25 protein-coding genes are annotated in these 21883 nt (G+C 67.8%); 14 read left to right on the top strand and 11 right to left on the bottom strand.

Translation table 11 applies throughout. From position 1 onward, the window contains the following. Entirely contained in the window at positions 1–384 is a 384-nt protein-coding gene (locus ATSB10_RS08145; RefSeq protein WP_063671966.1) for a BlaI/MecI/CopY family transcriptional regulator, read from the bottom strand. Between the two features lie 166 nt (positions 385–550). Between ATSB10_RS08145 and hutG the strand changes: the two genes are divergently transcribed. Continuing rightward, positions 551–1342 carry an N-formylglutamate deformylase gene (gene hutG / locus ATSB10_RS08140; protein WP_063671965.1) on the top strand — a complete coding sequence of 264 codons (792 nt, stop codon included), beginning with the start codon at positions 551–553 and terminating at the stop codon, positions 1340–1342. Between the two features lie 10 nt (positions 1343–1352). Here hutG and can read toward each other — a convergent pair whose 3' ends face one another. The 6 genes from can to asnS form a co-directional block, all read right to left on the bottom strand. After that, entirely contained in the window at positions 1353–2024 is a 672-nt protein-coding gene (can, locus tag ATSB10_RS08135; RefSeq protein ID WP_063671964.1) for a carbonate dehydratase, read from the bottom strand. A gap of 79 nt (positions 2025–2103) precedes the next feature. Then, positions 2104–2895 carry an endonuclease VIII gene (gene nei, locus ATSB10_RS08130; RefSeq protein ID WP_063671963.1) on the bottom strand — a complete coding sequence of 264 codons (792 nt, stop codon included), beginning with the start codon at positions 2893–2895 and terminating at the stop codon, positions 2104–2106. 4 nt (positions 2896–2899) lie between these two features. Then, positions 2900–3688, bottom strand: coding sequence for an SDR family oxidoreductase (locus tag ATSB10_RS08125; RefSeq protein ID WP_063671962.1), 789 nt, complete (start codon positions 3686–3688; stop codon positions 2900–2902). Positions 3689–3707: 19 nt separating this feature from the next. Then, positions 3708–4031: a hypothetical protein gene (locus tag ATSB10_RS08120; protein WP_083966146.1), complete on the bottom strand. Its 324-nt coding sequence runs from the start codon at positions 4029–4031 to the stop codon at positions 3708–3710. Beyond that, positions 4031–4825, bottom strand: coding sequence for a MalM family protein (locus tag ATSB10_RS08115; RefSeq protein WP_157469164.1), 795 nt, complete (start codon positions 4823–4825; stop codon positions 4031–4033). Before ATSB10_RS08115 ends, ATSB10_RS08120 begins: the two co-directional genes overlap by 1 nt. Positions 4826–4844: 19 nt before the next feature. Further along, the gene (gene asnS / locus ATSB10_RS08110; protein WP_063671961.1) at positions 4845–6260 is read right to left on the bottom strand and encodes an asparagine--tRNA ligase; all 1416 of its coding nucleotides are present in this window, start codon (positions 6258–6260) and stop codon (positions 4845–4847) included. A 164-nt stretch (positions 6261–6424) separates the two neighbouring features. Between asnS and ATSB10_RS08105 the strand changes: the two genes are divergently transcribed. The 7 genes from ATSB10_RS08105 to radA all read left to right on the top strand — a co-directional run bounded on the left by ATSB10_RS08105 (position 6425) and on the right by radA (position 12524). Then, a complete protein-coding gene (locus ATSB10_RS08105; protein WP_063671960.1) occupies positions 6425–6751 on the top strand; it encodes a HesB/IscA family protein in 327 nt (108 codons plus the stop codon). A gap of 181 nt (positions 6752–6932) precedes the next feature. After that, a complete protein-coding gene (gene rpsF, locus ATSB10_RS08100; protein WP_063671958.1) occupies positions 6933–7355 on the top strand; it encodes a 30S ribosomal protein S6 in 423 nt (140 codons plus the stop codon). A 17-nt stretch (positions 7356–7372) separates the two neighbouring features. After that, a complete protein-coding gene (rpsR, locus tag ATSB10_RS08095; protein ID WP_017462785.1) occupies positions 7373–7603 on the top strand; it encodes a 30S ribosomal protein S18 in 231 nt (76 codons plus the stop codon). 107 nt (positions 7604–7710) lie between these two features. Next, positions 7711–8160: a 50S ribosomal protein L9 gene (gene rplI / locus ATSB10_RS08090; RefSeq protein ID WP_063671956.1), complete on the top strand. Its 450-nt coding sequence runs from the start codon at positions 7711–7713 to the stop codon at positions 8158–8160. 236 nt (positions 8161–8396) lie between these two features. Continuing rightward, positions 8397–9794, top strand: a complete 1398-nt coding sequence (locus ATSB10_RS08085) for a replicative DNA helicase (protein WP_063671954.1) — start codon at positions 8397–8399, stop codon at positions 9792–9794. A 76-nt stretch (positions 9795–9870) separates the two neighbouring features. After that, positions 9871–10959: an alanine racemase gene (gene alr, locus ATSB10_RS08080; RefSeq protein WP_063671952.1), complete on the top strand. Its 1089-nt coding sequence runs from the start codon at positions 9871–9873 to the stop codon at positions 10957–10959. Positions 10960–11147: 188 nt separating this feature from the next. Then, the gene (radA, locus tag ATSB10_RS08075) at positions 11148–12524 is read left to right on the top strand and encodes a DNA repair protein RadA (RefSeq protein ID WP_063671950.1); all 1377 of its coding nucleotides are present in this window, start codon (positions 11148–11150) and stop codon (positions 12522–12524) included. 75 nt (positions 12525–12599) lie between these two features. Here the strand turns inward: radA and purU are convergent, their stop codons facing one another. Together purU and ATSB10_RS08065 are read right to left on the bottom strand one after the other, a co-directional pair. Beyond that, positions 12600–13463 carry a formyltetrahydrofolate deformylase gene (gene purU, locus ATSB10_RS08070; protein ID WP_063671948.1) on the bottom strand — a complete coding sequence of 288 codons (864 nt, stop codon included), beginning with the start codon at positions 13461–13463 and terminating at the stop codon, positions 12600–12602. A gap of 15 nt (positions 13464–13478) precedes the next feature. After that, the gene (locus ATSB10_RS08065; protein ID WP_063671946.1) at positions 13479–14279 is read right to left on the bottom strand and encodes a cytochrome C assembly family protein; all 801 of its coding nucleotides are present in this window, start codon (positions 14277–14279) and stop codon (positions 13479–13481) included. Positions 14280–14393: 114 nt separating this feature from the next. Here ATSB10_RS08065 and ffh point away from each other — a divergent pair, with 114 nt between their 5' ends. The 5 genes from ffh to rplS all read left to right on the top strand — a co-directional run bounded on the left by ffh (position 14394) and on the right by rplS (position 17895). Then, positions 14394–15776, top strand: coding sequence for a signal recognition particle protein (gene ffh, locus ATSB10_RS08060; RefSeq protein ID WP_063671942.1), 1383 nt, complete (start codon positions 14394–14396; stop codon positions 15774–15776). Positions 15777–15909: 133 nt separating this feature from the next. Further along, on the top strand, positions 15910–16164 hold the full coding sequence (gene rpsP, locus ATSB10_RS08055; protein ID WP_063671940.1) for a 30S ribosomal protein S16: 255 nt from the start codon (positions 15910–15912) through the stop codon (positions 16162–16164). A 2-nt stretch (positions 16165–16166) separates the two neighbouring features. After that, on the top strand, positions 16167–16682 hold the full coding sequence (rimM, locus tag ATSB10_RS08050; protein WP_063671938.1) for a ribosome maturation factor RimM: 516 nt from the start codon (positions 16167–16169) through the stop codon (positions 16680–16682). Between the two features lie 37 nt (positions 16683–16719). Next, complete coding sequence (gene trmD / locus ATSB10_RS08045) at positions 16720–17493, top strand: tRNA (guanosine(37)-N1)-methyltransferase TrmD (RefSeq protein WP_063671936.1); 774 nt, start codon at positions 16720–16722, stop codon at positions 17491–17493. An 18-nt stretch (positions 17494–17511) separates the two neighbouring features. Next, a complete protein-coding gene (rplS, locus tag ATSB10_RS08040; RefSeq protein WP_063671932.1) occupies positions 17512–17895 on the top strand; it encodes a 50S ribosomal protein L19 in 384 nt (127 codons plus the stop codon). Between the two features lie 90 nt (positions 17896–17985). Here rplS and ATSB10_RS08035 read toward each other — a convergent pair whose 3' ends face one another. Together ATSB10_RS08035 and epmB are read right to left on the bottom strand one after the other, a co-directional pair. After that, on the bottom strand, positions 17986–20031 hold the full coding sequence (locus tag ATSB10_RS08035) for a GGDEF/EAL domain-containing response regulator (RefSeq protein ID WP_063671930.1): 2046 nt from the start codon (positions 20029–20031) through the stop codon (positions 17986–17988). A gap of 136 nt (positions 20032–20167) precedes the next feature. Continuing rightward, positions 20168–21175, bottom strand: coding sequence for an EF-P beta-lysylation protein EpmB (gene epmB, locus ATSB10_RS08030; RefSeq protein WP_063671928.1), 1008 nt, complete (start codon positions 21173–21175; stop codon positions 20168–20170). 85 nt (positions 21176–21260) lie between these two features. Between epmB and efp the strand changes: the two genes are divergently transcribed. Next, entirely contained in the window at positions 21261–21830 is a 570-nt protein-coding gene (gene efp, locus ATSB10_RS08025) for an elongation factor P (protein ID WP_017462799.1), read from the top strand. The last annotated feature ends 53 nt before the right edge of the window (positions 21831–21883 follow it).

Raw genomic sequence — 21883 nt, 5'->3', positions numbered from 1 at the left:
TCAGCGCTCCTTGCGCTCGATGGCGTCGATCAGCGCACGCAGCTCGGCGATGTCTTTCTCGCTGAGTTTTTCGTGGCGGCTGAAGTGCGCCAGCAGGGGCGCCACGCGGCCGCCGAACACGCGGTCGAGCAGGCTGCGGCTCTCCTGCGATTGCCACTGCTCGCGGCTCAGCAGCGGCCGGTACAGGTAGCGGCGCCCGTCGCGGTCGGCGGCCACCGCCTGCTTGCCGAGCAGGCGGTTGAGCAGGGTGCGGATGGTCTTCTCGTGCCAGCCGGTATCGGCCAGTGCGGCGACGATCTCCTCCGAGCTGCGCGGGGCCTGCTCCCACAGCACGGCCATGACCTGGCTCTCGGCGTCAGTGATGCTCGGGACCGCTGGGTTCATCGACTCGCCCTCAAGGATTACGAATGTAATTCGAAGTGAAATTACATCTGTAATTTGATGGACGCAAGCGTTCCTTTCCCGGATCCACGGCGCGGGGAGCCGTGCGTTCGAGTCGCTGCGGCCCAGGTACGGGAGTGGCAAGGGTGACGGCGGTTACACTGATGCGATGGATATCCCGACCTTCACCCTCGAGCGCGGTACCGCGCCGCTGCTGATCAGCCTGCCGCACGACGGCAGCACGATTCCCGACGACATCGCCGCACGCATGCATCCATCGGCCCGGCGCTCGGTCGACACCGACTGGCACGTCGGCCAGCTCTATGCCCCGCTGGCCAAGGCGTTGGGCGCAAGCCTGCTGCGCCCGGCGATGTCGCGCTACGTGGTGGACCTCAACCGCCCGGCCGACGGCCACGCGCTGTATCCGGGGCGGCGCGAGACCGGGTTGGTATCGACCATCGGCTTCGATGGCGCATCGCTCTATCCGGATGGCAGCGAACCCGATGCCGACGAGATCGGCCGGCGCGTCGATGTGTTCTGGCATCCCTATCACCAGGCGCTGCAGCACGAACTCGCGCGGCTGAGGGCCGAGCACGGTCGCGTCGTGCTGTGGGAAGGCCACTCCATCCGCAGCGTGGTCCCGATGCTGTTCGACGGGCGCCTGCCGGACTTCAACCTGGGTACTGCCGACGGGGCGAGTTGCGGCGAGGCGCTGCAGCAGCGCCTCGCCGACCGGCTGGCGGCCCAGGACACCTACACCCATGTCGTGAACGGGCGCTTCAAGGGCGGCTACATCACCCGGCAGTACGGGCGTCCGGCCGAGGGAGTGCAGGCGGTCCAGCTGGAGCTGGCGCAGTGCAACTACATGGACGAGGACACGCTGGAGTACCGCCCGGAGCTCGCCGCACCAGTGCAGGTGCTGATCGGCGAACTCCTGCGCGGTTGCCTCGACGCGGCCTGATTGCGCCGGCTCAAGCCGGCTCGCCGACCCGCTGCGTCAGGCGCTCCAGGGCGTCGTGGTAGGTGGGCCAGAGCGCCTCGTGGCTGCGGATGTGCACGCCGAGGTCGTTCATGTGGCCATTGGTGAGGCTGTAGCACCAGGCGTGCACGGTCAGGTTCTGGCCGCGTTCCCAGGCGTCCATCACCATCGTGGTGTGGCACACGTTCACCACCTGCTCGAGCGCATTGAGCTCGCACAGGCGAACGTTGCGGTCGATCATGTTCTGGAGTCCGGCGAGCATGTCGTTGTGCTTCTGCGCGACGTCACCGACATGCCGCAGCCAGTTGTCGACCAGGCCCATCCGGCGCTGGTCCAGCACCGCCTGCACGCCACCGCAGCCGTAGTGGCCGACCACGATGATGTGCTCGACCTTCAGCACGTCGACGGCGAACTGGATCGTGCTCAGACAGTTCAGGTCGGTGTGCGAGACCACGTTGGCGACGTTGCGCTGGACGAAGATCTCTCCCGGCGGCAGGTCGACGATCTGGGTGGCCGGTACGCGCGAATCGGAACAGCCGATCCACAGGTACTTGGGCGACTGCTGCCCGGCCAGCCGTTCGAAAAAGGCGGGGTCTTCCTCGCGGACGTTGGCCGACCAGCGCCGGTTGCTGTCGATCAGGTCCTGCAACGGATTGCGACTCATGGATATTCCTGGGCGGGCGCGCCGAAAGGCGGAACGCCCTGCGCATGGACCGCCATGGTAACCCGAGCCGGCCGTGTGCTCAGCGCTGGCAGTGCGGGCAGGCGTAGAACGGTCGGCTGGCCACCATCGACTTCTCGATCGGCGTGAGGCAGCGCTCGCAGGCTTCGCCGGCGCGCCCGTATGCGCGGAAGCGGAACGGCGTGTCCTGCAGGTGCCCGGCGCCGCGACGGCCGCGGGTGCGGTACGAGCGGCGCGGCAGATCGAGAATCGCCCCGGCCAGCAGGGCACGCTCGGTGTCGTCCAGGTCACAGGGGCGGCGGTCGTGGTCCAGTCCGGCCTCCCACAGGATCTCCACACGCAGGTAATTGCCCAGTCCGGCGATGAAGGCCTGGTCCAGCAGCAGTGCGCCGAGCCGGCGCCGGGCGAAGCGCGGATCGCGCAGCCTTGCTTCGACGGTGCCTGTCTCGAGCGAGGCATCGAGCGCGTCCGGTCCGAGCCGCTGCAGGAACGGATGCTCGTGCACCTGTGCGGTCGGCCACATCTCGATGTCGGTGGCGCTGTACAGCAGGATCGCCTTGCGCGACGTCTCCAGCGCCACCTTCAGGCTGCGCCCGGTGGCCGGCCGCTCGCCGGCGCCGGCCACGCGCCAGACGCCGTAGAGCTGGTTGTGCGAATAGAGCGTGAGGCCGTTGTCGAAACGGGTGAGCAGGGCTTTGCCGTGCGGGGTGATGGCCTCAATGCGGCGGCCGACCAGCTTTTTCTCGTGGCGCTTCAGCGCCGGAGGTGCGAACCAGGCCTGCACCAGCGGTTCGCCGGCCACGGCCTTGGCCAGTGCATCGGCGGCGCGACGGATCTCGGGGCCTTCCGGCATGGCGTCAGTTCAGCGCGCGGGTTCGGCCGCCATCGACCGGGATGCTGGTGCCGTTGATGTACGCAGCGGCAGGCGTGCAAAGAAAAGCGACCATGGCCGCCACCTCCGAGGCCTCGCCGAAGCGGCGTGCCGGCACCGACGCGGCCAGCTCGTCGGCGATCTCCTCGAGCGGGCGGCCCGACGCGGCGGCCTTCGCGGCAAGCAGGCCGTCCAGACGTGCCGTGCGGGTGTAGCCGGGCAGCACGTTGTTCACGGTAATGCCGTCGGCGGCGAGCTCCCCGGCCAGCGTCTTGGCCCAGCCGGCCATGGCCGCGCGGATGGTGTTGGACACGCCCAGGCCGGGGATCGGCTCTTTCACCGAAGTGGAGATCACGTTGACCAGGCGACCGTAGCCTTCCGCGCGCATGCCGGGCAGCACCGCCTGCAACAGCGTCTGCGCGGCCAGCACATGTTGCCGGAAGGCGGCCTCGTACGCGGCGCGATCCGCTTGATGCGCGCTGCCACCGGGCGGGCCGCCGGTGTTGTTGACCAGGATGTGCACCGGGCCGGCCGATACGAGTGCCGTGGCGGCCTCCGCCAGCGCCGCGGTGTCGGCCATGTCCACGGCGCGCCAGTCATGCTGCTGGCCGTGCTGGCAGGGCAGGGATTGCGCCAGGGCTTCGAGCGTGTCTGCCGAACGTGCCAGCAGACTCACGCGTGCTCCCAGTTGGGCCAGTTCGACCGCCGTGGCACGCCCGATACCCTGCGAGGCCCCGCACACCAGTGCGTGTCGTCCTTCCAGGCTCAGATGCATCGGATGCCTCCGGGTGCGGTCAGCGAGTGATCCAGCGCAGTGCGAAAGCGGCGATCAGGAAGGCCCAGGCTAGCAGGGGGAGGATTCGCCACAACCGCCGCCAGCGGTTGAGCACGGGATCCTCCAGTGCGGGCATCACCGGCGAGCGCAGCGCATTCTGCAGGCGCATCCAGCGCATCGGCGTGCTGACTGCGAGCCCCCGCTCGTCCTGCGCGATGATTTTCCATTTGTCCGGATGCTGCTGGCGCAGGCGGCTGGCCAGCCGGCCCAGTGCCACGTAGTGCAGCAGGAAGCTGGCCACACCGGCCAGCAGCAGAACCAGGTAGAGGAGGCCCAACGGCATCAGGGGGCACTCCCGGTCCAGTGGCTGGGCAGCGTGCTCAGCGTCTTGAGCAGACCGTCGCCCTTGGGCGCCTCGCCACACACGGCCTGGTCGACCGCAGTCTTGTAGCCATCGTTCATCAGCCCGACCCAGATCGTGCCGTCGGGCCCGTGCGGAATCTTGAAGCTTCCCTTGGACGTCATGTTGACCGGTGCCTCGGCCGAGAAGGCCGCGGGCGACTGCTCCCAGTAGGTGTTGCCGGACTGCTGGTCGGACGAGGAATAGATCACCAGGTAGCGGGCCTTCGGGTTGTCGATCGTGGTGCTGCCGAATGCGCCGGTGCTGGACTTGCTCCAGCCCATGTATTCGCACAGCGGAATGTCCTTGCCTTCGATCGGCTGGAACGCCTCGTCGAGCACGACCGTGGTCGGGGCGAACAGGTAGGCCGAGTGCAGCCAGCGGCCGTTCAATTCAGACTTGATCGCCACGCGGTAGGGCATCTTCAGGTCCGGCGGCAGCTTGAACGCGAGGAAGTGGCTGCGCACACCGTTGAGATTGGCCACCGGGCTGTTCGGGCCAAGCTGGAATTTCTTCGGCCGCCAGGGCAGCAGGGTGCCGTACGAAAAGTCCGCGAAACTGGTGCAGCAGGGCGTGGCGTCCTGCAGGTGCTGCTGGGCCAGCTTCAGCGCGTCGCCGGTGTCGGTCGGCGGGCGCAGGTTCGGCGGCACGAATACCTTGGCGCTGTGGCACGCGCCGAGGGCCAAGCACAGGCCGAGGGCGACGAGCAGGGCGGGAATTTTCAGCAGCACGCGCATGCTTGGGGACTCGCGAAGGTCAGAACTCGGCCGAACCGGCCACACGGGGATAGGGGATGGCGTCGCGGATGTTGGACAGGCCGCAGACATAGACCAGCAGGCGCTCGAAGCCGAGGCCGAAGCCGGCGTGCGGCACCGTGCCGTAGCGGCGCAGGTCGCGGTACCAGCCGTAGGTTTCGGCATCCAGGCCGAACTTGGCCATGCGCGTGTCGAGGTAATCCAGGCGCTCCTCGCGCTGGCTGCCGCCGATGATCTCGCCGATGCCGGGGGCCAGCACGTCCATCGCCGCCACGGTCTTCTCGTCGTCGTTCAGGCGCATGTAGAAGGCCTTGATCGCCTCGGGGTAGTTCATCACGACCACGGGACGGCCGATATGTTTCTCGGCCAGGTGCCGCTCGTGCTCGGTCTGCAGGTCTACGCCCCAGGCGACCGGGAACTCGAACTTCTGGTCGGCCTTCTTCAGGATCTCGATCGCGTCGGTGTAGTCGATGCGCTCGAACGGCTGGGCGATGAAGTTCTCCAGGCGCGAGATGGCCTCCGGCAGCACGCGCTCGGCGAAGAACGCCATGTCGTCGGCACGCTCTTCCAGCACCGCCTTGAAGATCGCCTTGAGGAAACCCTCGGCGCAGTCGGCGTCGGCGGCGAGGTCGGCGAAGGCGATCTCCGGCTCCACCATCCAGAACTCGGCCAGGTGGCGCGGGGTATTGGAGTTCTCCGCACGGAAGGTCGGGCCGAAGGTGTAGACCTTGCTCATCGCCAGGCAGTAGGCCTCGACGTTGAGCTGGCCGGACACGGTGAGGAAGGCCTCGCGACCGAAGAAGTCCTTGCGGAAGTCGATCTTGCCGTCCGGCAGGCGCGGCAGGTTGGCCAGGTCCAGGGTGGACAGGCGGAACATGTCGCCGGCGCCTTCGGCGTCGGAGGTGGTGATGATCGGGGTGTTGATCCAGAAGAAGCCCTGTTCGGTGAGCCAGCGGTGGATCGCCGTCATCATCGTGTGGCGCACGCGGGTCACTGCACCGAACAGGTTGGTGCGCGGTCGCAGGTGCGCGACTTCGCGCAGGAACTCCATGGTGTGCGGCTTGGGCTGGATCGGGTAGGTCAGCGGATCGTCGACGAAACCGGTGACCTCCACCGTCTCGGCCTGGATCTCGAAGCGTTGGCCCTTGCCCTGCGACGGCACCAGGGTGCCGGTGACGATCAGGCCGGCGCCGGTGGTCAGGCGCTTCACGTCGGTCTCGTAGTTGGCCACCTGGTCGGTGACCACGGCCTGGATCGGGTCGAAGCAGGAGCCGTCGGTGACGTTGACGAAGGACAGGCCACCCTTGGATTCGCGGATCGTCCGCACCCAGCCGCGCACGGTCACCTTCCGGCCGGCCTCGACCTGGCCGGAAAGGGCCTGCTTCACGCTGCACACCGTCGCGCTGACCAACGCCATGGATTGAAACTCCTGCTGCCGCGCCGCATCTGGACGCATGAACTGTGGGAAGAGATGGCCGGGCGGGATGCCGACGGGATCGGAACCGGCCAAACCCGCATGATAATGTAGGTTCCGACGGACCCGCGAGCCTTTGCCGGTCGCCACGTAAACGGTTGCACGCCATGACGATTTCCATCACCCCCGCTGCCAGCCAGCGCATGCGCCACTTTCTCGACCAGACGCCGACGGCGCCGGGCGTGCGTTTCGGCGTCAAGCGCACCGGCTGCTCCGGCTTCGCCTACGTGGTCGATCTGGCCGACGCGGTGGCGGCCGACGACCAGGTGATCGAGATCGACGGCCTGTCGGTGGTGGTCGACGCCAAGAGCCTGCCGCTGGTCGACGGCACCGTGATCGACTTCCAGCGTCAGGGGCTCAACGCCAGCTTCGTCTTCCACAACCCCAACGCCACCGGCGAGTGCGGCTGCGGCGAGAGCTTCACGGTCGGCTGACCGGCCCCGGCGGCTTGCCGCCGTTTCCCCTCGAATCAATCGCTTGCGGTCGCCACCGGGCGCGCCGTACAATTCCGCTTCTGTCCAGAGCGCAAAGGCTCCGGACGGAACCTTGCCTCACCGCACCGACGGGAGGCTGCCAGGCCTGAAAAAGGCTGCATCCACAAGGAGTTACCCAACAATGACCCTGCGTCATTACGAAGTTGTGTTCCTGGTCCACCCTGACCAGAGCGAGCAGGTGCCGGCGATGATCGAGCGCTACAAGGCGCTGATCGAGGCCGACGGCGGCAAGATCCACCGCCTCGAGGACTGGGGCCGCCGCCAGCTGGCGTACCCGATCGTCGACTTGGCCAAGGCGCACTACGTGCTGCTGAACATCGAGGTCACCCAGAACGCGCTGAACGAGCTCGAGTCGGGCTTCCGCTTCAACGACGCCGTGCTGCGCCACCTGTGCATCCGCCGCGACGAGGCCGACACCGAGCCGTCCTTCATCCTGAAGTCGAAGGAAAAGGACGACGCCAAGGGTTCGCGTCGCCGTGACGACGACAACGACGGCGACGACCGCCGCGGCAGCCGCGACAACGATCGCGACAGCGACGACTGATCAGGAGCACACAAGCCATGTCCAAGTTCTTCCGCCGCCGCAAGTTCTGCCGCTTCACCGCCGAAAAGGTGAAGGAGATCGACTACAAGGATCTCAACACGCTGCGCCAGTACGTCACCGAGAACGGCAAGATCGTGCCGAGCCGCATCACCGGCACCAAGGCGCGCTACCAGCGTCAGCTGGCGACCGCGATCAAGCGCGCCCGTTTCCTGGCCCTGCTGCCGTACACCGACAACCACGACGTCTAAGTCGTATCCCGCGTGCCGGGCTCCGGTCCGGCGCGCGGGCGCTCACTCTTCGGACAACCGTCCACGGCTGCGCCGGGCCACACCGGTGCTAACGAAAGGAAAAAACCATGGAACTGATTCTTCTCGAGAAAGTCCGCAACCTCGGCAACCTGGGCGACAAGGTCAGCGTGAAGCCGGGTTATGGCCGTAACTACCTGCTGCCGCAGGGCAAGGCCGTGCCGGTCACCGCCGCCAACCTCGAAGCCTTCGAGAAGCGTCGTGCCGAGTACGAAGCCAAGGCTGCCTCGCAGCTGTCGGGCGCCGAAGGCCGCAAGGCCAAGCTGGAAGGCGTCGAGGTGACCATCGAAGCCAATGCCAGCCCCGAGGGCAAGCTGTACGGCTCGGTCGGTCCGCGCGAGATCGCCGACGCCCTGCAGGCGGCCGGCCACGACGTGCACAAGAACGAAGTGATCCAGGGCGAAGGCCCGATCCGCAACACCGGCGAGTACGAGGTCGTGGTGTCGCTCCACGCCGACATCCAGACCACCGTCAAGGTGATCGTGGTCGGCGAGAAGTAAGCCAACCCCCTTCCCGGGTTTGGAAACGGGCGCCGCGAGGCGCCCGTTTTCGTTGGTGGCCGCTGGATGGCGGGCGTTGCCGGGCCGGGTTATCCACGGCTGGCCACAGCTTATCCACAAGCTGACCACAGAGTTGTTGTCTCGTTCCGCGCGACGCGCCCGCGTATGCTGGTTCGTCAGTACCCTTCGCCTGCGCGCGTCACCCGCGCGGCCGTTCCCTTGTGAGGTATCGCTCCATGTCCTTCGTTTCCGAGCGCAAAGGCGAGCGCGCGCCCAGCATCGAGTCGCTGCGCGTGCCGCCGCACTCCATCGACGCCGAGCAGGCGGTGCTGGGCGGCCTGATGCTGGCGCCCGACGCGCTGGACAAGGTCGCCGACCGCCTGTCCGAGGGCGATTTCTACCGCAAGGACCACCGCCTGATCTGGCGCGCCATCACCGAGCTGGCGAACAAGGGCATGCCCTGCGACGCGGTGACCCTGGGTGACTGGTTCGAGGCGAACGGCCTGGCCGAGATGGTCGGTGGCGCCAGCTACCTGGCCGAGCTGGCCAACACCACGCCCAGCGCGGCCAACATCGGCGCCTACGCGGACATCGTGCGCGAGAAATCGATCCTGCGGCAGCTGATCGACGCCGGCGTCTCGATCAGCGAGGACGGCTACCTGCCGGACGGCAAGAGCGTGCAGGAAGTGCTGGAAAGCGCCGAGCAGCGCGTGTTCAAGATCGCCGAGTCCGGCTCGCGCGGCAAGAAGGATTCGGTGTCCATGCGCGAGGCGGTGAAGGATGCCTTCCGCCTGCTGCACGAGCGCTACCAGAACCGCGGCCAGCTCACCGGTATCTCCACCGGCTTCAACGACCTGGACGAGCTCACCTCGGGCCTGCAGCCGTCGGACCTGATCATCGTCGCGGCGCGTCCCTCGATGGGCAAGACCGCGTTCTCGGTGAACATCGCCGAGGCTGCCGCACTGCGCGGCAAGAAGGCGGTGGTGATCTTCTCGATGGAAATGTCGTCCTCGCAGCTGGCGCTGCGCCTGATCTCCTCGATCGGTCGCATCCATGCCCAGCACCTGCGCAACGGTGACCTGGAAGAAGAAGACTGGCCGCGCGTCACCAACGCCATCGCGATCCTCTCCGAGGCGAAGATCTTCATCGACGACACCCCCGGCCTGTCGCCGGTGGAACTGCGCTCGCGCGCCCGCCGCTTGCATCGCGAACACGGTGGCCTGGGCCTGATCGTGATCGACTACCTGCAGCTGATGCAGGTGCCCGGAAACAAGGAGAACCGCGCCACCGAGATTTCAGAAATCTCGCGTTCACTCAAGGGCCTCGCCAAGGAGCTGAATGTGCCGGTGATCGCCCTTTCCCAGTTGAACCGTTCGCTGGAGCAGCGCGCGGACAAGCGTCCGATGATGTCCGACCTGCGCGAGTCGGGCGCCATCGAGCAGGACGCCGACGTGATCATGTTCATCTACCGCGACGAGTACTACAACAAGGAGTCGCCGGACAAAGGCCTGGCCGAGATCATCATCGGCAAGCAGCGTAACGGTCCGACCGACACGGTGAAGCTGACCTTCCTCGGCCACTACACCAAGTTCGAGAACTACGCGCCGGATTCCTTCGTCGGCGCGTTCGAGTGAGCTTCTTTTTTCCGGCGCGTTCTGCCGGGGTATCCGCCCCTGGCAGGCAGGCGTCGCTGCCTGTCGATCCACGCCCATGAGTCGCACCACCGTCGCCACCATCCACCTCGGCGCGCTGCGCCACAACCTGGCGCTGATCCAGCGCACCGCGGCGCCGTCCCGGGTCATGGCGGTGGTCAAGGCCGACGCCTACGGCCACGGGCTGGAGCGGGTGGCGCGGGCGCTGGACGGGCAGGCCGAGGCCTTCGCCGTCGCGGCACTGGGGGATGGCCTGCGCCTGCGTGCGGCGGGCCACCGCCAGCGTATCGCCGTGCTTTCCGGGCCGGATCAGCCGGGCGACATCGCCGAGATGCAGCGGCTGGACCTGGACGCGGTGATCCACCACGAAGCCCAGCTCGCATGGCTGGCCGAGGCATCGCCGCGCCGTGGAAGGCTGCGGGTGTGGATCAAGGTCGACAGCGGCATGCACCGGCTGGGCTTCGCGCCGGAGCGGGTCGCCGCCGTCCATGCGCAGCTGGCGGCGATGCCCGGCATCGACCCGCAGATCGGCCTGCTCACCCATTTCGCCGAGTCCGAGGTGTTCGGCGGTACGGTAACCCGCGCCCAGATCGAGCGTTTCAACGCCGCCACGGCCGGTCTCGACGGCCCGCGCTCGCTGGCCAATTCCGCCGGCCTGCTGGGCTGGCCCGAGGCGCGTGCGGACTGGGTCCGCACCGGCGGTCTGCTGTACGGCCTGTCGGTGGTCGACGGCAAGAGCGGCGGCGATTTCGGCTATCGCCCGGCGATGACGCTGTCCACCCGGCTGATCGCGATCAACCGGATCCGCGCCGGTGAACGGCTGGGCTACAACGGCACCTGGACCTGCCCGGAGGATATGCCGGTCGGCGTGGCGGCGATCGGCTACGGCGACGGCTATCCGCGCAGCGCGGTGGCCGGCACGCCGGTGCTGGTCGGCGACCGCCGCGTGCCGCTGGTCGGCCGCGTGTCGATGGACCTGATCACGCTGGACCTGCGCGAGGCGCCGGCCGCCCGCGTCGGCGACCGCGTCACCCTGTGGGGGCCGGAGCTTCCCGTGGAAGCCGTTGCGGCCCAGGCCGGCACGATCAGCTATGACCTCACCTGCGGCATGACCCGACGCGTGCTGTTTGTCGAGGACGAGGGCTGAGCGTCGTCTCCAGTGGTTGCCGGCGTTGGCAAGTTCGCGCACAGGGTGCGCTCCCACCGCGACTATGGCTGTAGGAGCGCACCCTGTGCGCGAGCCCGCCGAAGCCCGATCGACAGATATCGTCTCGCGGCACGCGACGCCCGCCCGCTAAGCTGCTCACCCTGACCCATACACGCTTCGGAATCTTCATGGCCAAGGCCAAGACCGCCTATGTCTGCACCGAATGCGGTGCCGAGCACTCCAAGTGGCAGGGGCAGTGCGTCGAGTGCGGGGTATGGAACACGCTCAGCGAGATCGTGCTGCAGCCGGCGGTGAAGTCGGCCGGTGCGGCGCGTGGCGGCTACGCGGGCAGGGCGGCGGGGGCGACGAAGGTGACGCCGCTGACCGAGGTGGCGGTGACCGCCGAATCGCGCACGCTCACCGGCATCGGCGAGCTGGACCGGGTGCTGGGCGGCGGCCTGGTCGACGGTTCGGTGGTGCTGATCGGCGGCGATCCGGGCATCGGCAAGTCCACCCTGCTGCTGCAGATGCTGGGCACGCTCGGCAGCCAGCTGCCCAGCGTCTACGTGTCGGGCGAGGAATCGCTGGCCCAGGTGGCGGCCCGCGCGCAGCGGCTGGACCTGCCGCTGGCGCCGCTGCACGGCCTGGCCGAGACCTGCATCGAGCGCATCCTGGAACAGGCCGTCGCCAGCCGGCCGCGGGTGCTGGTGATCGATTCGATCCAGACCATCTGGACCGAGCTGCTCACCGCCGCGCCGGGCTCGGTAAGCCAGGTGCGCGAGTCGGCGGCCAAGCTCACCCGCTTCGCCAAGGAGACCGGCACGTCCGTGTTCCTCGTCGGCCACGTCACCAAGGAGGGCGGCATCGCCGGCCCGCGCGTGCTCGAGCACATGGTCGATGCGGTGCTGTATTTCGAGGGCGAGTCCGGTAGCCGCTTCCGCGTGCTGCGCGCGTTCAAGAACCGCTTCGGCGCGGTCAACGAGCTGGGCGTGTTCGCGATGAGCGAGAAGGGCCTGCGCGAGGTGCCGAACCCGTCGGCGATCTTCCTCTCCGCGCACAGCGGGCCGACGCCGGGCAGCGCGGTGATGGTCACCCGCGAGGGCACCCGGCCGCTGCTGGTGGAAGTGCAGGCGCTGGTCGACCAGAGTTCGCTCGGCAACCCGCGCCGCGTGGCGCTGGGCCTGGAGCAGAACCGGCTGGCCATGCTGCTGGCGGTGCTGCATAGGCACGGCGGCGTCGCGGCGTACGACCAGGACGTGTTCGTCAACGTGGTCGGCGGCATCCGCGTGCAGGAAACCGCGGCCGACCTGCCGGTACTGCTGGCGGTGCTGTCCTCGCTGCGGGACCGGCCGCTGCCGGACAAGACCATCGCCTTCGGCGAGGTCGGCCTGTCCGGCGAGATCCGCCCGGTGCCGAATGGCGAGGAGCGGCTGAAGGAGGCGGCGACGCACGGCTTCCGCCGCGCCATCGTGCCGAAGGCCAATGCGCCGAAGAAGGGCCGGGTGGGCGAGATGGAGGTGGTGGGCGTGGAGCGCCTGTCCGAAGCCATCGACGCCTGCCGCTGAGGCCTATGTAGGAGCGCACCCTGTGCGCGACCTCGTCGCGTCGATGCATCACGCGGTCGCGCACAGGGTGCGCTCCTACGGTGCGAACACCACCGTCTTGTGACCGTCGACCAGTACCCGGTCGTCCAGCACCAGCCGCAGGGTGCGCGCCAGCACCCGGCGCTCGATGTCGCGGCCGATGCGGATCATGTCCTCCGGGGTGTTGCTGTGGCTGACCCGCTCGATGTCCTGCTCGATGATCGGGCCTTCGTCGAGGTCGGCGGTGACGAAGTGCGCGGTGGCACCGATCAGCTTGACCCCGCGCCGGTGCGCCTGGTGGTACGGCCGGGCGCCCTTGAAGCCGGGCAGGAACGAGTGGTGGATGTTGATGCAGCGGCCGGCGAGCTTGCCGGCCAGCTCGTCCGACAGCACCTGCATGTAGCGGGCGAGTACCACCAGCTCGGCTCCGGACTGCTCGATCACCGCCCACACCTGTGCTTCCTGTGTCGCCTTGTCGGCGCGGTCGACCGGCAGGTAGTGGAACGGGATGGCGTCGAAATCCAGGTGGCGGTAGGTCTCGCGCGGGTGGTTGGCGATGATGCCGACGATGTCCATCGGCAGTTCGCCGATCCGCCAGCGGTACAGCAGGTCGGCCAGGCAGTGGTCGAACTTCGACACCATCAGCAGCACGCGGCGGCGCTGGTCGCGCAGACGCAGCGTCCACTGCATGTCGAAGCGCTGGGCGACCACCTTGAAACCGGCGCGCAGGTCGTCTGCGGCCACGTCGGCGGTGCAGGGGTGAAACACCAGGCGCATGAAGAACTGCCCGGTCTGCGCGTCGCCGAACTGCTGCGCCTCGAGGATGTTGCTGCCCTGGGCGGCCAGGTGGCTGGAGACGGCGCCCACGATGCCGGGGCGGTCGGCGCAGGAGAGGGTCAGGACGAACTGCGCGGCTTCCATTTCCCCTCCACTCCGCTACATGCTGCGATGAAGGACCAGTTCGAGCACGGCCTTGGTGCCGAAGAAGGCCAGCACCAGCAGTGCGGTGCCGGACAGCGTGAGGTTAACCGCGCGACGGCCGCGCCAGCCGTAGCGCCAGCGGCCGAACAGCAGTGCGCCGAACACCAGCCAGGCGAGGATCGACAGCACCGTCTTGTGCACCAGGTGCTGGCCGAACAGGTTGTCGACGAACAGCGCACCGGTGACCAGGGTCAGGGTCAGCAGAGCGAAGCCGGCGCCGATCAGCTGGAACAGCAGCGACTCGGTCAGGGTCAGCGGCGGCAGCGCGCGCAGCCAGGGCCCGAACTGGCGGTGGCGCAGGCCGCGCTCCTGCACCGCCAGGCCGATCGCCAGCACCGCGGCGATCGACAGCACGCTGAAGGCGAGCAGGGCGATGGTCACGTGCAGCTTGATCTGCCAGTCCATCGGTGTGGGAACGGTCGGCGGCGCGACGAAGCCGTCGATGGCCACCAGCAGGGCCGAAAGGGGAAACACCGCCACGCCCAGTATCGCGACCGGCCGGGTCAGGTTCACCAGCAGGGTCAGTGCCGACACCACGCAGGCGACCAGCGACAGTGCGGCGAAGAAGTGCAGGTCCAGCGCGCCGCGGTGCATGCTCAGCAGCGCCGTGGCGTGCAGCAGGACGGCGGCGGCGGCCACCACCAGCGGCATGCGTCCCCCGGGAGGCCGGCCCTCCCCGAGCAGCGGCCAGGCGAGCGCGGCCGTGGCGATCAGGTAGAGGGCGACGGCCAGCAGGTTGAGCGCGGAAAGGATCATGGCCGGGCAGTGTCGCACAGCCATCCGCGGCTCGGGCAGGGGTGCGGCGGACGATCCTGCCGGATGCCGGGCGGTTGGCTATAATCGGACGCTTTCCACCCTGGTTTGCCCTGCATGTTCGAGTCGCTCAGCCAACGCCTCTCCTCCACCGTCAACCGCCTGCGCGGTCGCGGTCGCCTGACCGAGGAGAACATCCGCGAGTCGCTGCGCGAGGTGCGCATCGCCCTGCTCGAGGCCGACGTCGCCCTGCCGGTGGTGCAGGCGCTGATCGAGCGGGTCAAGGTGCGCGCGGTCGGCCAGGAGGTGCTCAAGAGCCTGTCGCCGGGCCAGGCGCTGGTGAAGGTGGTCAGCGACGAGCTGACCGCGGTGATGGGCACGGTCAACACCGAGCTCAACCTCGCCCAGACGCCACCGGCGGTGGTGCTGATGGCCGGCCTGCAGGGCGCTGGCAAGACCACCACGGTGGGCAAGCTGGCCCGCTTCCTGACCGAACGCAAGAAGAAGCGGGTGATGGTGGTCAGCTGCGACGTCTACCGTCCGGCGGCGATCGAGCAGTTGCGCACGCTGGCCGAACAGGTCGGCGTGAGCTTCTTCCCGTCCGAGGCGGGCCAGAGCCCGGTCGACATCGCGAAGAACGCGATCGCCGCGGCCCGCCGCGAAGTGATCGACGTGCTGCTGGTGGACACCGCCGGCCGCCTCAGCGTCGACCAGGCGATGATGGACGAGATCAAGGCGCTCCACGCCGCGATCACCCCGGTAGAGACCCTGTTCGTGGTCGACGCGATGACCGGCCAGGACGCGGCCAACACCGCCAAGGCCTTCGCCGAGGCGCTGCCGCTCACCGGCGTGGTGCTGACCAAGACCGATGGTGACGCCCGCGGCGGTGCGGCGCTGTCGGTGCGCTATGTCACCGGCCGGCCGATCAAGTTCCTCGGCGCCGGCGAGAAGTCCGATGCGCTGGAACCGTTCCACCCGGACCGCGTGGCACAGCGCATCCTCGGCATGGGCGACGTGCTGTCGCTGGTCGAGGAGGTCGAGCGCAAGGTCGACCATGAAAAGGCGCAGAAGCTCGCCACCAAGGTGATGAAGGGCAAGCGCTTCGACCTGAACGACATGCGGGACCAGCTCGAGCAGATGTCCAACATGGGCGGCCTGGCCGGCCTGATGGACAAGCTGCCGGGCATGGCCAGCGTGCCGGACAACGTGAAGTCGAAGGTCAACGACGGCGAGCTCAAGAAGATGGTCGCGATCATCCAGTCGATGACCAAGAAGGAGCGCCGCCATCCCGATCTGCTGAACGGCTCGCGCCGCGCCCGCGTGGCCCGGGGTTCCGGCACCCAGCCGGCCGATGTCAACCGCCTGCTCAAGCAGTACATGCAGATGGAAAAGATGATGTCCAAGCTGGCCAAGGGCGGCAGCAAGGGCCTGCTGCGGCAGATGCGCGGCGCCATGAAGGGCATGGGCGGAATGGGCGGTGGCCTGCCGCCGATGCGCTGACCCGGGCGCGTAAGCTTTCGGGAGGGCTCTCCGCGGGTCTTCCTTTTTCCCTGAAACCGGCTAAAATGCCGCGTTTACCGCGCACGGTCTCGTGCGTGCGGCCGGCGATTCCGGCATCTCTGGAGCTTTTACTATGGTCAAGATTCGTCTTTCGCGCGGTGGCGCCAAGGGCCGTCCGTTCTACCACATCGTCGTGACCGATCAGCGCAACAAGCGCGACGGCCGCAGCATCGAGAACGTGGGCTTCTACAACCCGGTCGCGTCCGGCAAGGACAAGCGTCTCGAGCTCAACGTCGAGCGCGTCAACGAGTGGGTGGGCAAGGGTGCGCAGCTGACCGACAAGGTCGCCGCCCTGGTCAAGGAAGCCGGCAAGCAGCAGGCTGCCTGAGCATGGCTGAAGCCGGTCGGCGCGTCCTGATGGGACGCATCGTCGGGCTGTACGGGGTGCAGGGCTGGCTCAAGATCGAATCCTGGTCCGAGCCCCGCACGCGGATTTTCGACTACCAGCCCTGGCAGCTCTCCACGGCGCCGGGCGAAGTGGTCGAGGTGTCGGGTATCAAGGGGCGTCCGCAAGGCAAGGGGCTGATCTGCCACCTGCCCAACGTGGACACCCGCGAGCAGGCCGCGGCGCTGGTGGGCAAGGACATCCATGTCGCCCGCGAACTGCTGCCGCCACCCGGCAAGGACGAGTACTACTGGGTCGACCTCGAAGGGCTTGAGGTCGTCACCACCGAAGGCGTGGCGCTGGGGCGGGTCAGTCACCTGTTCGCGACCGGAGCCAACGACGTGGTGGTGGTTAGGGACGGCGAGCGCGAGCGGCTGGTTCCCTTCATCCAGGGCAGTTACGTGCGTTCGGTGGATCTGGAAGCCGGGCGCATGGTGGTGGACTGGGATCCCGAGTTCTGAAGCCCGCGCCACGCTGGCCGCCGACCGGAGGATCCTGATGCGCATCGACGTCGTCACGCTGTTTCCCGACTTCATGCGCCAGTGCGCCGCGGTCGGTGTCGTGGGACGCGCGCAGCAGCGGGAGCTGCTGCAGGTGGAAACCTGGAACCCGCGCGACTTCGCCACCGACAATTACCGTACCGTGGACGGCCGCACCTGCGGCGGCGGACCCGGGATGGTGATGCTGATCGAGCCCTTGCGGGCCGCCTTGAAGGCGGTGCGTGAGGCGGCACCGGAGCCGGTGCATGTGATTTACCTCAGTCCGCAGGGAGCGCGGCTGACGCAGGACCGGGTGGTGTCGCTGGCGAAAATGCCGCGGATCGCCCTGCTCTGCGGACGTTATGAAGGAGTGGACGAGCGTCTGCTGGCGCACGAGGTCGACGAGGAGCTTTCCATCGGCGATTATGTGCTGTCCGGCGGCGAGCTGGGCGCCGCGGTGGTCATCGACGCGGTGGGTCGCTTGCAGGACGGCGCGTTGAACGACGCGCAGTCGGCGCAGCAGGATTCGTTCTCGGACGGCCTGCTGGATTGTCCGCACTACACGAAACCGGTGCATGACGCACTGGGTGACGTGCCGGCGGTGCTGTTGTCTGGCGATCATGCGGCCATCCGCCGCTGGCGCCTCAAGCAGTCGCTGGGACGGACCTGGTTGCGACGTCCCGATCTGCTGGCGCGACGGAACCTCGATGCAGAGTCCGCCGTGCTGTTGGAAGAATTCCGCCGCGACTATCTGCGGCACCACGAAGCGGCCGTCGCAGACCGCGGTAATTGAATCGACACAGGTGTTGCCATGAACAAGATCATCGAACAGTTCGAATCCGAGCAGATCACCCGCCAGCTGCCGGAATTCGGCCCCGGCGACACGGTGGTGGTCAACGTCAAGGTGAAGGAAGGTAACCGCGAGCGCGTGCAGGCGTTCGAGGGCGTCGTCATCGCCAAGCGCAGCCGCGGTCTGCATTCGGCCTTTACCGTGCGCAAGATCTCGCACGGCACCGGCGTGGAGCGCGTGTTCCAGGCGCACAGCCCGACCATCGAGTCGGTGCAGGTCAAGCGCAAGGGCAAGGTGCGTGGCGCCAAGCTCTACTATCTGCGCAATCTCGAGGGCAAGGCTGCGCGCATCAAGGAAGACATCGCCGCGGCTGCCGCTGCGAAGGCCGCGAAGTCCGCCGAGTAAGACCGCTCACGCAGGGCGAGACGAAAAGCCGCGGAGGCATGCCTCCGCGGCTTTTTCGTGTGTTCCGAAAGGCGCCGGGGCCGGAGGGCTTCAGTCGACCAGGCGTTGCGGTTCCTGCAGGAAGTTGCCCTGCACGAAGTCCACGCCGCAGGCGAACAACAGCGAAGTGCTGCTGGCGTCCTCCACCCACTCGGCGACGGTGAACCGCTTGAGCTCGCGCGCGTGGTGGCAGATCTCGGCGATCTTTTTCTGGTTTTCCGGGTGCTGGGGCAGCTGTGCCATGTAGGACCGGTCGATCTTCAGGTAATCCGCGTCGACGTGGTTGAGCAACTGGAACGAGTTGAGCCCGGAGCCGAACTGCTCCAGTGCGAAGCGACCCCCGAGTTTCTTCCAGCCGGTGACGAATTCCTGTGCCGGGCGCAGCAGCGTCACCACCTTGCTCTCGGTCATCTCGAGCACGATCTGGCCGTTCTTGAGGCCGGCCTTGCGCAGCTGTTCGCCAAGCCAGGCCAGCAGGGTGCCGTCCTGGATGGAGTCGGCGGTGAGTTTCACGAAGAACGTGGTCTTGATGCCTTGGCCGTCGCGGGCGCGCAGCGTCTCGATGGCCTTGGCCAGGACCCAGCGGTCGATCGAAGTGGTCAGGCCGTGCTTTTCCGCGATCGGCATGAAGAAGCCGGGCAGGACCTCGCCCTGCGGTCCGTTCATGCGCAACAGGATTTCCGAATACTCGCCCTCGGCGTCCTGCAGGCTGATGGTGTGCTGGTGGTAGAGCACGAAGCCGTTGTTGGCGAGGGCGTGCTGGAGCAACTGCAGCCAGTAGCGATCGCGCTCGGCGTCGGCCTTTTCGCGGGCGGCCGGATCGTGCAGCTCGACCTTGCCGCCGCCCTGGCTGAGCGCGTTGCGCAGTGCCTGTCCGGCCTGGTTGAGCAGCAGCTCGGCGTTCGCGTTCTTCTCGCCGAGCAGGCTTCCGCCGACGCTGGCGGAGACCGCGATCGACTGCGAGCCGAGGTCGAAGATCTCGCTGGCGATACGCGCCTGCAGGTCGCTGATCCACTGCTTGACCGATTCGTCATTGCGGTTGCGCAGGATCACGCCGATGGTGTGCTCGGACAGCAGGCCGGCCACATCGTCGTCGCCGACGCTGACGGTGACGCGATTGGCGAAGGCCGCCATCAGCTCGTCGGCCTTGCCCATGCCCACGCTGTCGAGCAGCGACTGCCAGTTGTCCGGCTCGATCAGCAGCAGGCTCTGCCCCTTGGTGCCCTTGGCGGCGGCGGCGACCGCATCGTCGATGCTCTCCAGCGTGCGTGCACGGTTGTACAGACCGGTGACCGGGTCGCGATGCAGCTGCTGGATCAGCTGCGGATCGATCTGCTGGCGTCGGAACACGATCTGCAGGCAGGGCTCGCCCTCGAACGTGGCGTGGGCGAACTCGACCGTCGCCTGGAAGTTGCTGCCGTCGGAGCGACGCGCCTGAAGATCGATGTGCGCCGCGGCCTTTTCGTTGCGGGCGTGGCTGCGCAGCAGGTTCTTGAAAGGCTCGGCGTCGGCGCTGCTGATCAGGTCGAGTACCGGCAGGCAGAGCAGGTCGTCGAAATCGTCGTAGCCGAAGGTTTCCAGGTACGCCTTGTTGGCGCGTACGTGCATGCCGTCGTGAACGAAGGCGATGGGGTCCGTCGACGAGTCGAGCAGGGCGTCGGCGCGACGCTCGGATTCCCGGAGCGCGGCCTCCAGCAGGCGCACCTGGCGGCGTGTCTGCAGCGCCTCGTGCTCGCGTTGCAGGACGGTCATCATCTGCCGCGGCTGGCTGCGGATGGCGATGCCGCGCACGCCGGTGTTGAACAGGTCGGCGACCGTCTGGTTGTCCACCTGGGCCACCAGCACGACCAGCGACAGGTCGCGGCCATGTGCCTCCAGTTGCTGTGCCACGTCGCGCAGCGGCAGCTTTGCCGGCGCCGGGTCGTACAGCACGATGTCCGGGATCAGTTCGTCCAGCGCAGCCTGGATTTCCTCCGGGTTGGTCGCTCGCGCCGGTCGCACGGCGATGCCGCCATTGCGGAGCAGACTGATGATCTGTTCGGCGTCCTCCACCGAGGCCTCGACGAACAGGATCTTGATCACGGAATCTTTTTTCATGGACACATCGGTCGGTTCGGGGAGGCGCCGGCCGGCTGCGACCGACGCGCGCCAATCCTGGCGCACTCCCCACGGTTGTAACGGATTCCCGCAGTGGCCGCCAGCGGGACGAGGCCATGGTGTGGCGACCGGGTGCTCACAATGGAAGCTTCGAGGGTGCGCCGGGCACCTCGCGAACCAGTCGCGGCACCAGATAGCCGGGAAGGCCGCCGCGCAGGTCGTCCATCAGGGCGAGCGCCCTTGCGTCGTCCACTTCGAAATGGGCGGCGCCCTGTACCCGGTCGAGCTGGTGCAGGTAGTAGGGGAGCGCGCCGATGGCGAACAGCGCCTCGGAGAGCTCGGCCAGCGTGCCGGCGTGATCGTTGATCCCCCGCAGCAGCACGGCCTGGTTGAGCAGGGTGCACCCCGCCTCGCGCAACCGTCTGCAGGCCTCGGCCACGCCGTGGTCGATCTCCCGCGCGTGGTTGGCATGCAGCACGACCACCTTCTGCAGCGGCAGGGCGGAGAGCCACTCGACCAGTGGCCCGTCGATCCGGTCGGGTAGCACCACCGGCAGGCGGGTGTGCAGGCGCAGGCGGGTGACCTGGGGGAGGTCCGCCAGGCCGTCCGTCAGCTCGATCAGCTTGCGGGTGGACAGTGCCAGCGGATCCCCGCCGGAGAGAATCAGCTCGGTGATCCCCGGGTCGCGCCGGAGATGGTCCAGTGCCTGGCGCCATTGACCCGCGGCCGCCATTTCCTCGCCGTAGGGAAAGTGCCGCCGGAAGCAGTAGCGGCAGTTGATCGCGCAACTGCCGCTGGCGATCAACAGGGCGCGGCCCTGGTATTTGTGCAGCACGCCCTGCGCCTCGCGGGCGGCCAGGTCGCCTACCGCGTCGGTGGCGTAACCCTCCACCCGGTCCAGCTCTGCCAATTGCGGCAGCACCTGGAGCAGCAGCGGGTCATGGGCGTCCCCCGGCAGCATGCGGGCCATGAATGCCCTGGGCACGCGCAGGGCGAACCCGGCGTCCGCCTCCGGCAGCCGGTCGACCAGATGCTCCAGCCCCAGCAGGGCGAGCAGCTCGCGCGGGTCGGTGACGGCATCGCGCCACTGCTGGCGCCAGTCGCCGGCCGGGGTTATGCGGGTGCCGGGGCTTGCGGTTATCATGTACGGCCTTGTATCGGGCGTAAGCCCGGGTGATTGATCATTTTAGCCGCTCGTACGGGCGGATTCTTCGATTGGAGCGCACTGCATGGCCACCGCTGGTCTGAACGACGTCAAGAAGGGGATGAAGATCCTCCACAACAACGACCCGTGGGTCATCACCGACGCCGACTTCATCAAGCCCGGCAAGGGCCAGGCGTTCACCCGCATCTTCATCCGCAACCTGAAGACCGGGCGCACCACCGAGCAGACGATGAAGTCGTCCGACTCGTTCGAAGTCGCCGACGTGGTCGACACCGACATGCAGTTCCTCTACTCCGACGGCGAGTTCTGGCACTTCATGCAGCAGGAGACCTTCGAGCAGCACCAGGCCAACAAGGTCGGCGTGGGCGACGCCGCCAAGTGGCTGAAGGGCGAGGAGGAGTGCGTGGTGACCCTGTTCAACGGCGAGGTCATCGCCGTTCAGCCGCCGAACTTCGTCGAGCTGAAGATCACCGAGACCGATCCGGGGGTCCGTGGCGACACCTCCGGCGGCGGCGGCAAGCCGGCCACCCTGGAGACCGGCGCCGTGGTCCGCGTGCCGCTGTTCGTGGGCACCGACGAGGTGATCAAGGTCGACACCCGCACCGGCGAGTACGTCAGCCGCGTCGGCAAGTAAGCCGTTCGATCCCGCCAGGTGATCGACGAGAGGGGCGGGGGCCGCGAGGTACC

It is taken from the genome of Dyella thiooxydans (genome assembly GCF_001641285.1).
Lineage (GTDB): Bacteria > Pseudomonadota > Gammaproteobacteria > Xanthomonadales > Rhodanobacteraceae > Dyella_A > Dyella_A thiooxydans.
This window is presented reverse-complemented; position numbering and strand designations above follow the sequence as displayed.

Coding starts and splice junctions, on each gene's coding strand:
- ffh (WP_063671942.1), top strand. CDS start 14,394: ATGTTCGAGTCGCTCAGCCAACGCCTCTCCTCCACCGTCAACCGCCTG.
- epmB (WP_063671928.1), bottom strand. CDS start 21,175: ATGATAACCGCAAGCCCCGGCACCCGCATAACCCCGGCCGGCGACTGG.
- nei (WP_063671963.1), bottom strand. CDS start 2,895: ATGCCGGAAGGCCCCGAGATCCGTCGCGCCGCCGATGCACTGGCCAAG.
- rplS (WP_063671932.1), top strand. CDS start 17,512: ATGAACAAGATCATCGAACAGTTCGAATCCGAGCAGATCACCCGCCAG.
- radA (WP_063671950.1), top strand. CDS start 11,148: ATGGCCAAGGCCAAGACCGCCTATGTCTGCACCGAATGCGGTGCCGAG.
- rplI (WP_063671956.1), top strand. CDS start 7,711: ATGGAACTGATTCTTCTCGAGAAAGTCCGCAACCTCGGCAACCTGGGC.
- ATSB10_RS08125 (WP_063671962.1), bottom strand. CDS start 3,688: ATGCATCTGAGCCTGGAAGGACGACACGCACTGGTGTGCGGGGCCTCG.
- trmD (WP_063671936.1), top strand. CDS start 16,720: ATGCGCATCGACGTCGTCACGCTGTTTCCCGACTTCATGCGCCAGTGC.
- hutG (WP_063671965.1), top strand. CDS start 551: ATGGATATCCCGACCTTCACCCTCGAGCGCGGTACCGCGCCGCTGCTG.
- efp (WP_017462799.1), top strand. CDS start 21,261: ATGGCCACCGCTGGTCTGAACGACGTCAAGAAGGGGATGAAGATCCTC.
- alr (WP_063671952.1), top strand. CDS start 9,871: ATGAGTCGCACCACCGTCGCCACCATCCACCTCGGCGCGCTGCGCCAC.
- rpsF (WP_063671958.1), top strand. CDS start 6,933: ATGACCCTGCGTCATTACGAAGTTGTGTTCCTGGTCCACCCTGACCAG.
- ATSB10_RS08145 (WP_063671966.1), bottom strand. CDS start 384: ATGAACCCAGCGGTCCCGAGCATCACTGACGCCGAGAGCCAGGTCATG.
- asnS (WP_063671961.1), bottom strand. CDS start 6,260: ATGGCGTTGGTCAGCGCGACGGTGTGCAGCGTGAAGCAGGCCCTTTCC.
- rpsP (WP_063671940.1), top strand. CDS start 15,910: ATGGTCAAGATTCGTCTTTCGCGCGGTGGCGCCAAGGGCCGTCCGTTC.
- rpsR (WP_017462785.1), top strand. CDS start 7,373: ATGTCCAAGTTCTTCCGCCGCCGCAAGTTCTGCCGCTTCACCGCCGAA.
- ATSB10_RS08115 (WP_157469164.1), bottom strand. CDS start 4,825: ATGCGCGTGCTGCTGAAAATTCCCGCCCTGCTCGTCGCCCTCGGCCTG.
- can (WP_063671964.1), bottom strand. CDS start 2,024: ATGAGTCGCAATCCGTTGCAGGACCTGATCGACAGCAACCGGCGCTGG.
- ATSB10_RS08105 (WP_063671960.1), top strand. CDS start 6,425: ATGACGATTTCCATCACCCCCGCTGCCAGCCAGCGCATGCGCCACTTT.
- ATSB10_RS08065 (WP_063671946.1), bottom strand. CDS start 14,279: ATGATCCTTTCCGCGCTCAACCTGCTGGCCGTCGCCCTCTACCTGATC.
- ATSB10_RS08035 (WP_063671930.1), bottom strand. CDS start 20,031: ATGAAAAAAGATTCCGTGATCAAGATCCTGTTCGTCGAGGCCTCGGTG.
- ATSB10_RS08085 (WP_063671954.1), top strand. CDS start 8,397: ATGTCCTTCGTTTCCGAGCGCAAAGGCGAGCGCGCGCCCAGCATCGAG.
- ATSB10_RS08120 (WP_083966146.1), bottom strand. CDS start 4,031: ATGCCGTTGGGCCTCCTCTACCTGGTTCTGCTGCTGGCCGGTGTGGCC.
- purU (WP_063671948.1), bottom strand. CDS start 13,463: ATGGAAGCCGCGCAGTTCGTCCTGACCCTCTCCTGCGCCGACCGCCCC.
- rimM (WP_063671938.1), top strand. CDS start 16,167: ATGGCTGAAGCCGGTCGGCGCGTCCTGATGGGACGCATCGTCGGGCTG.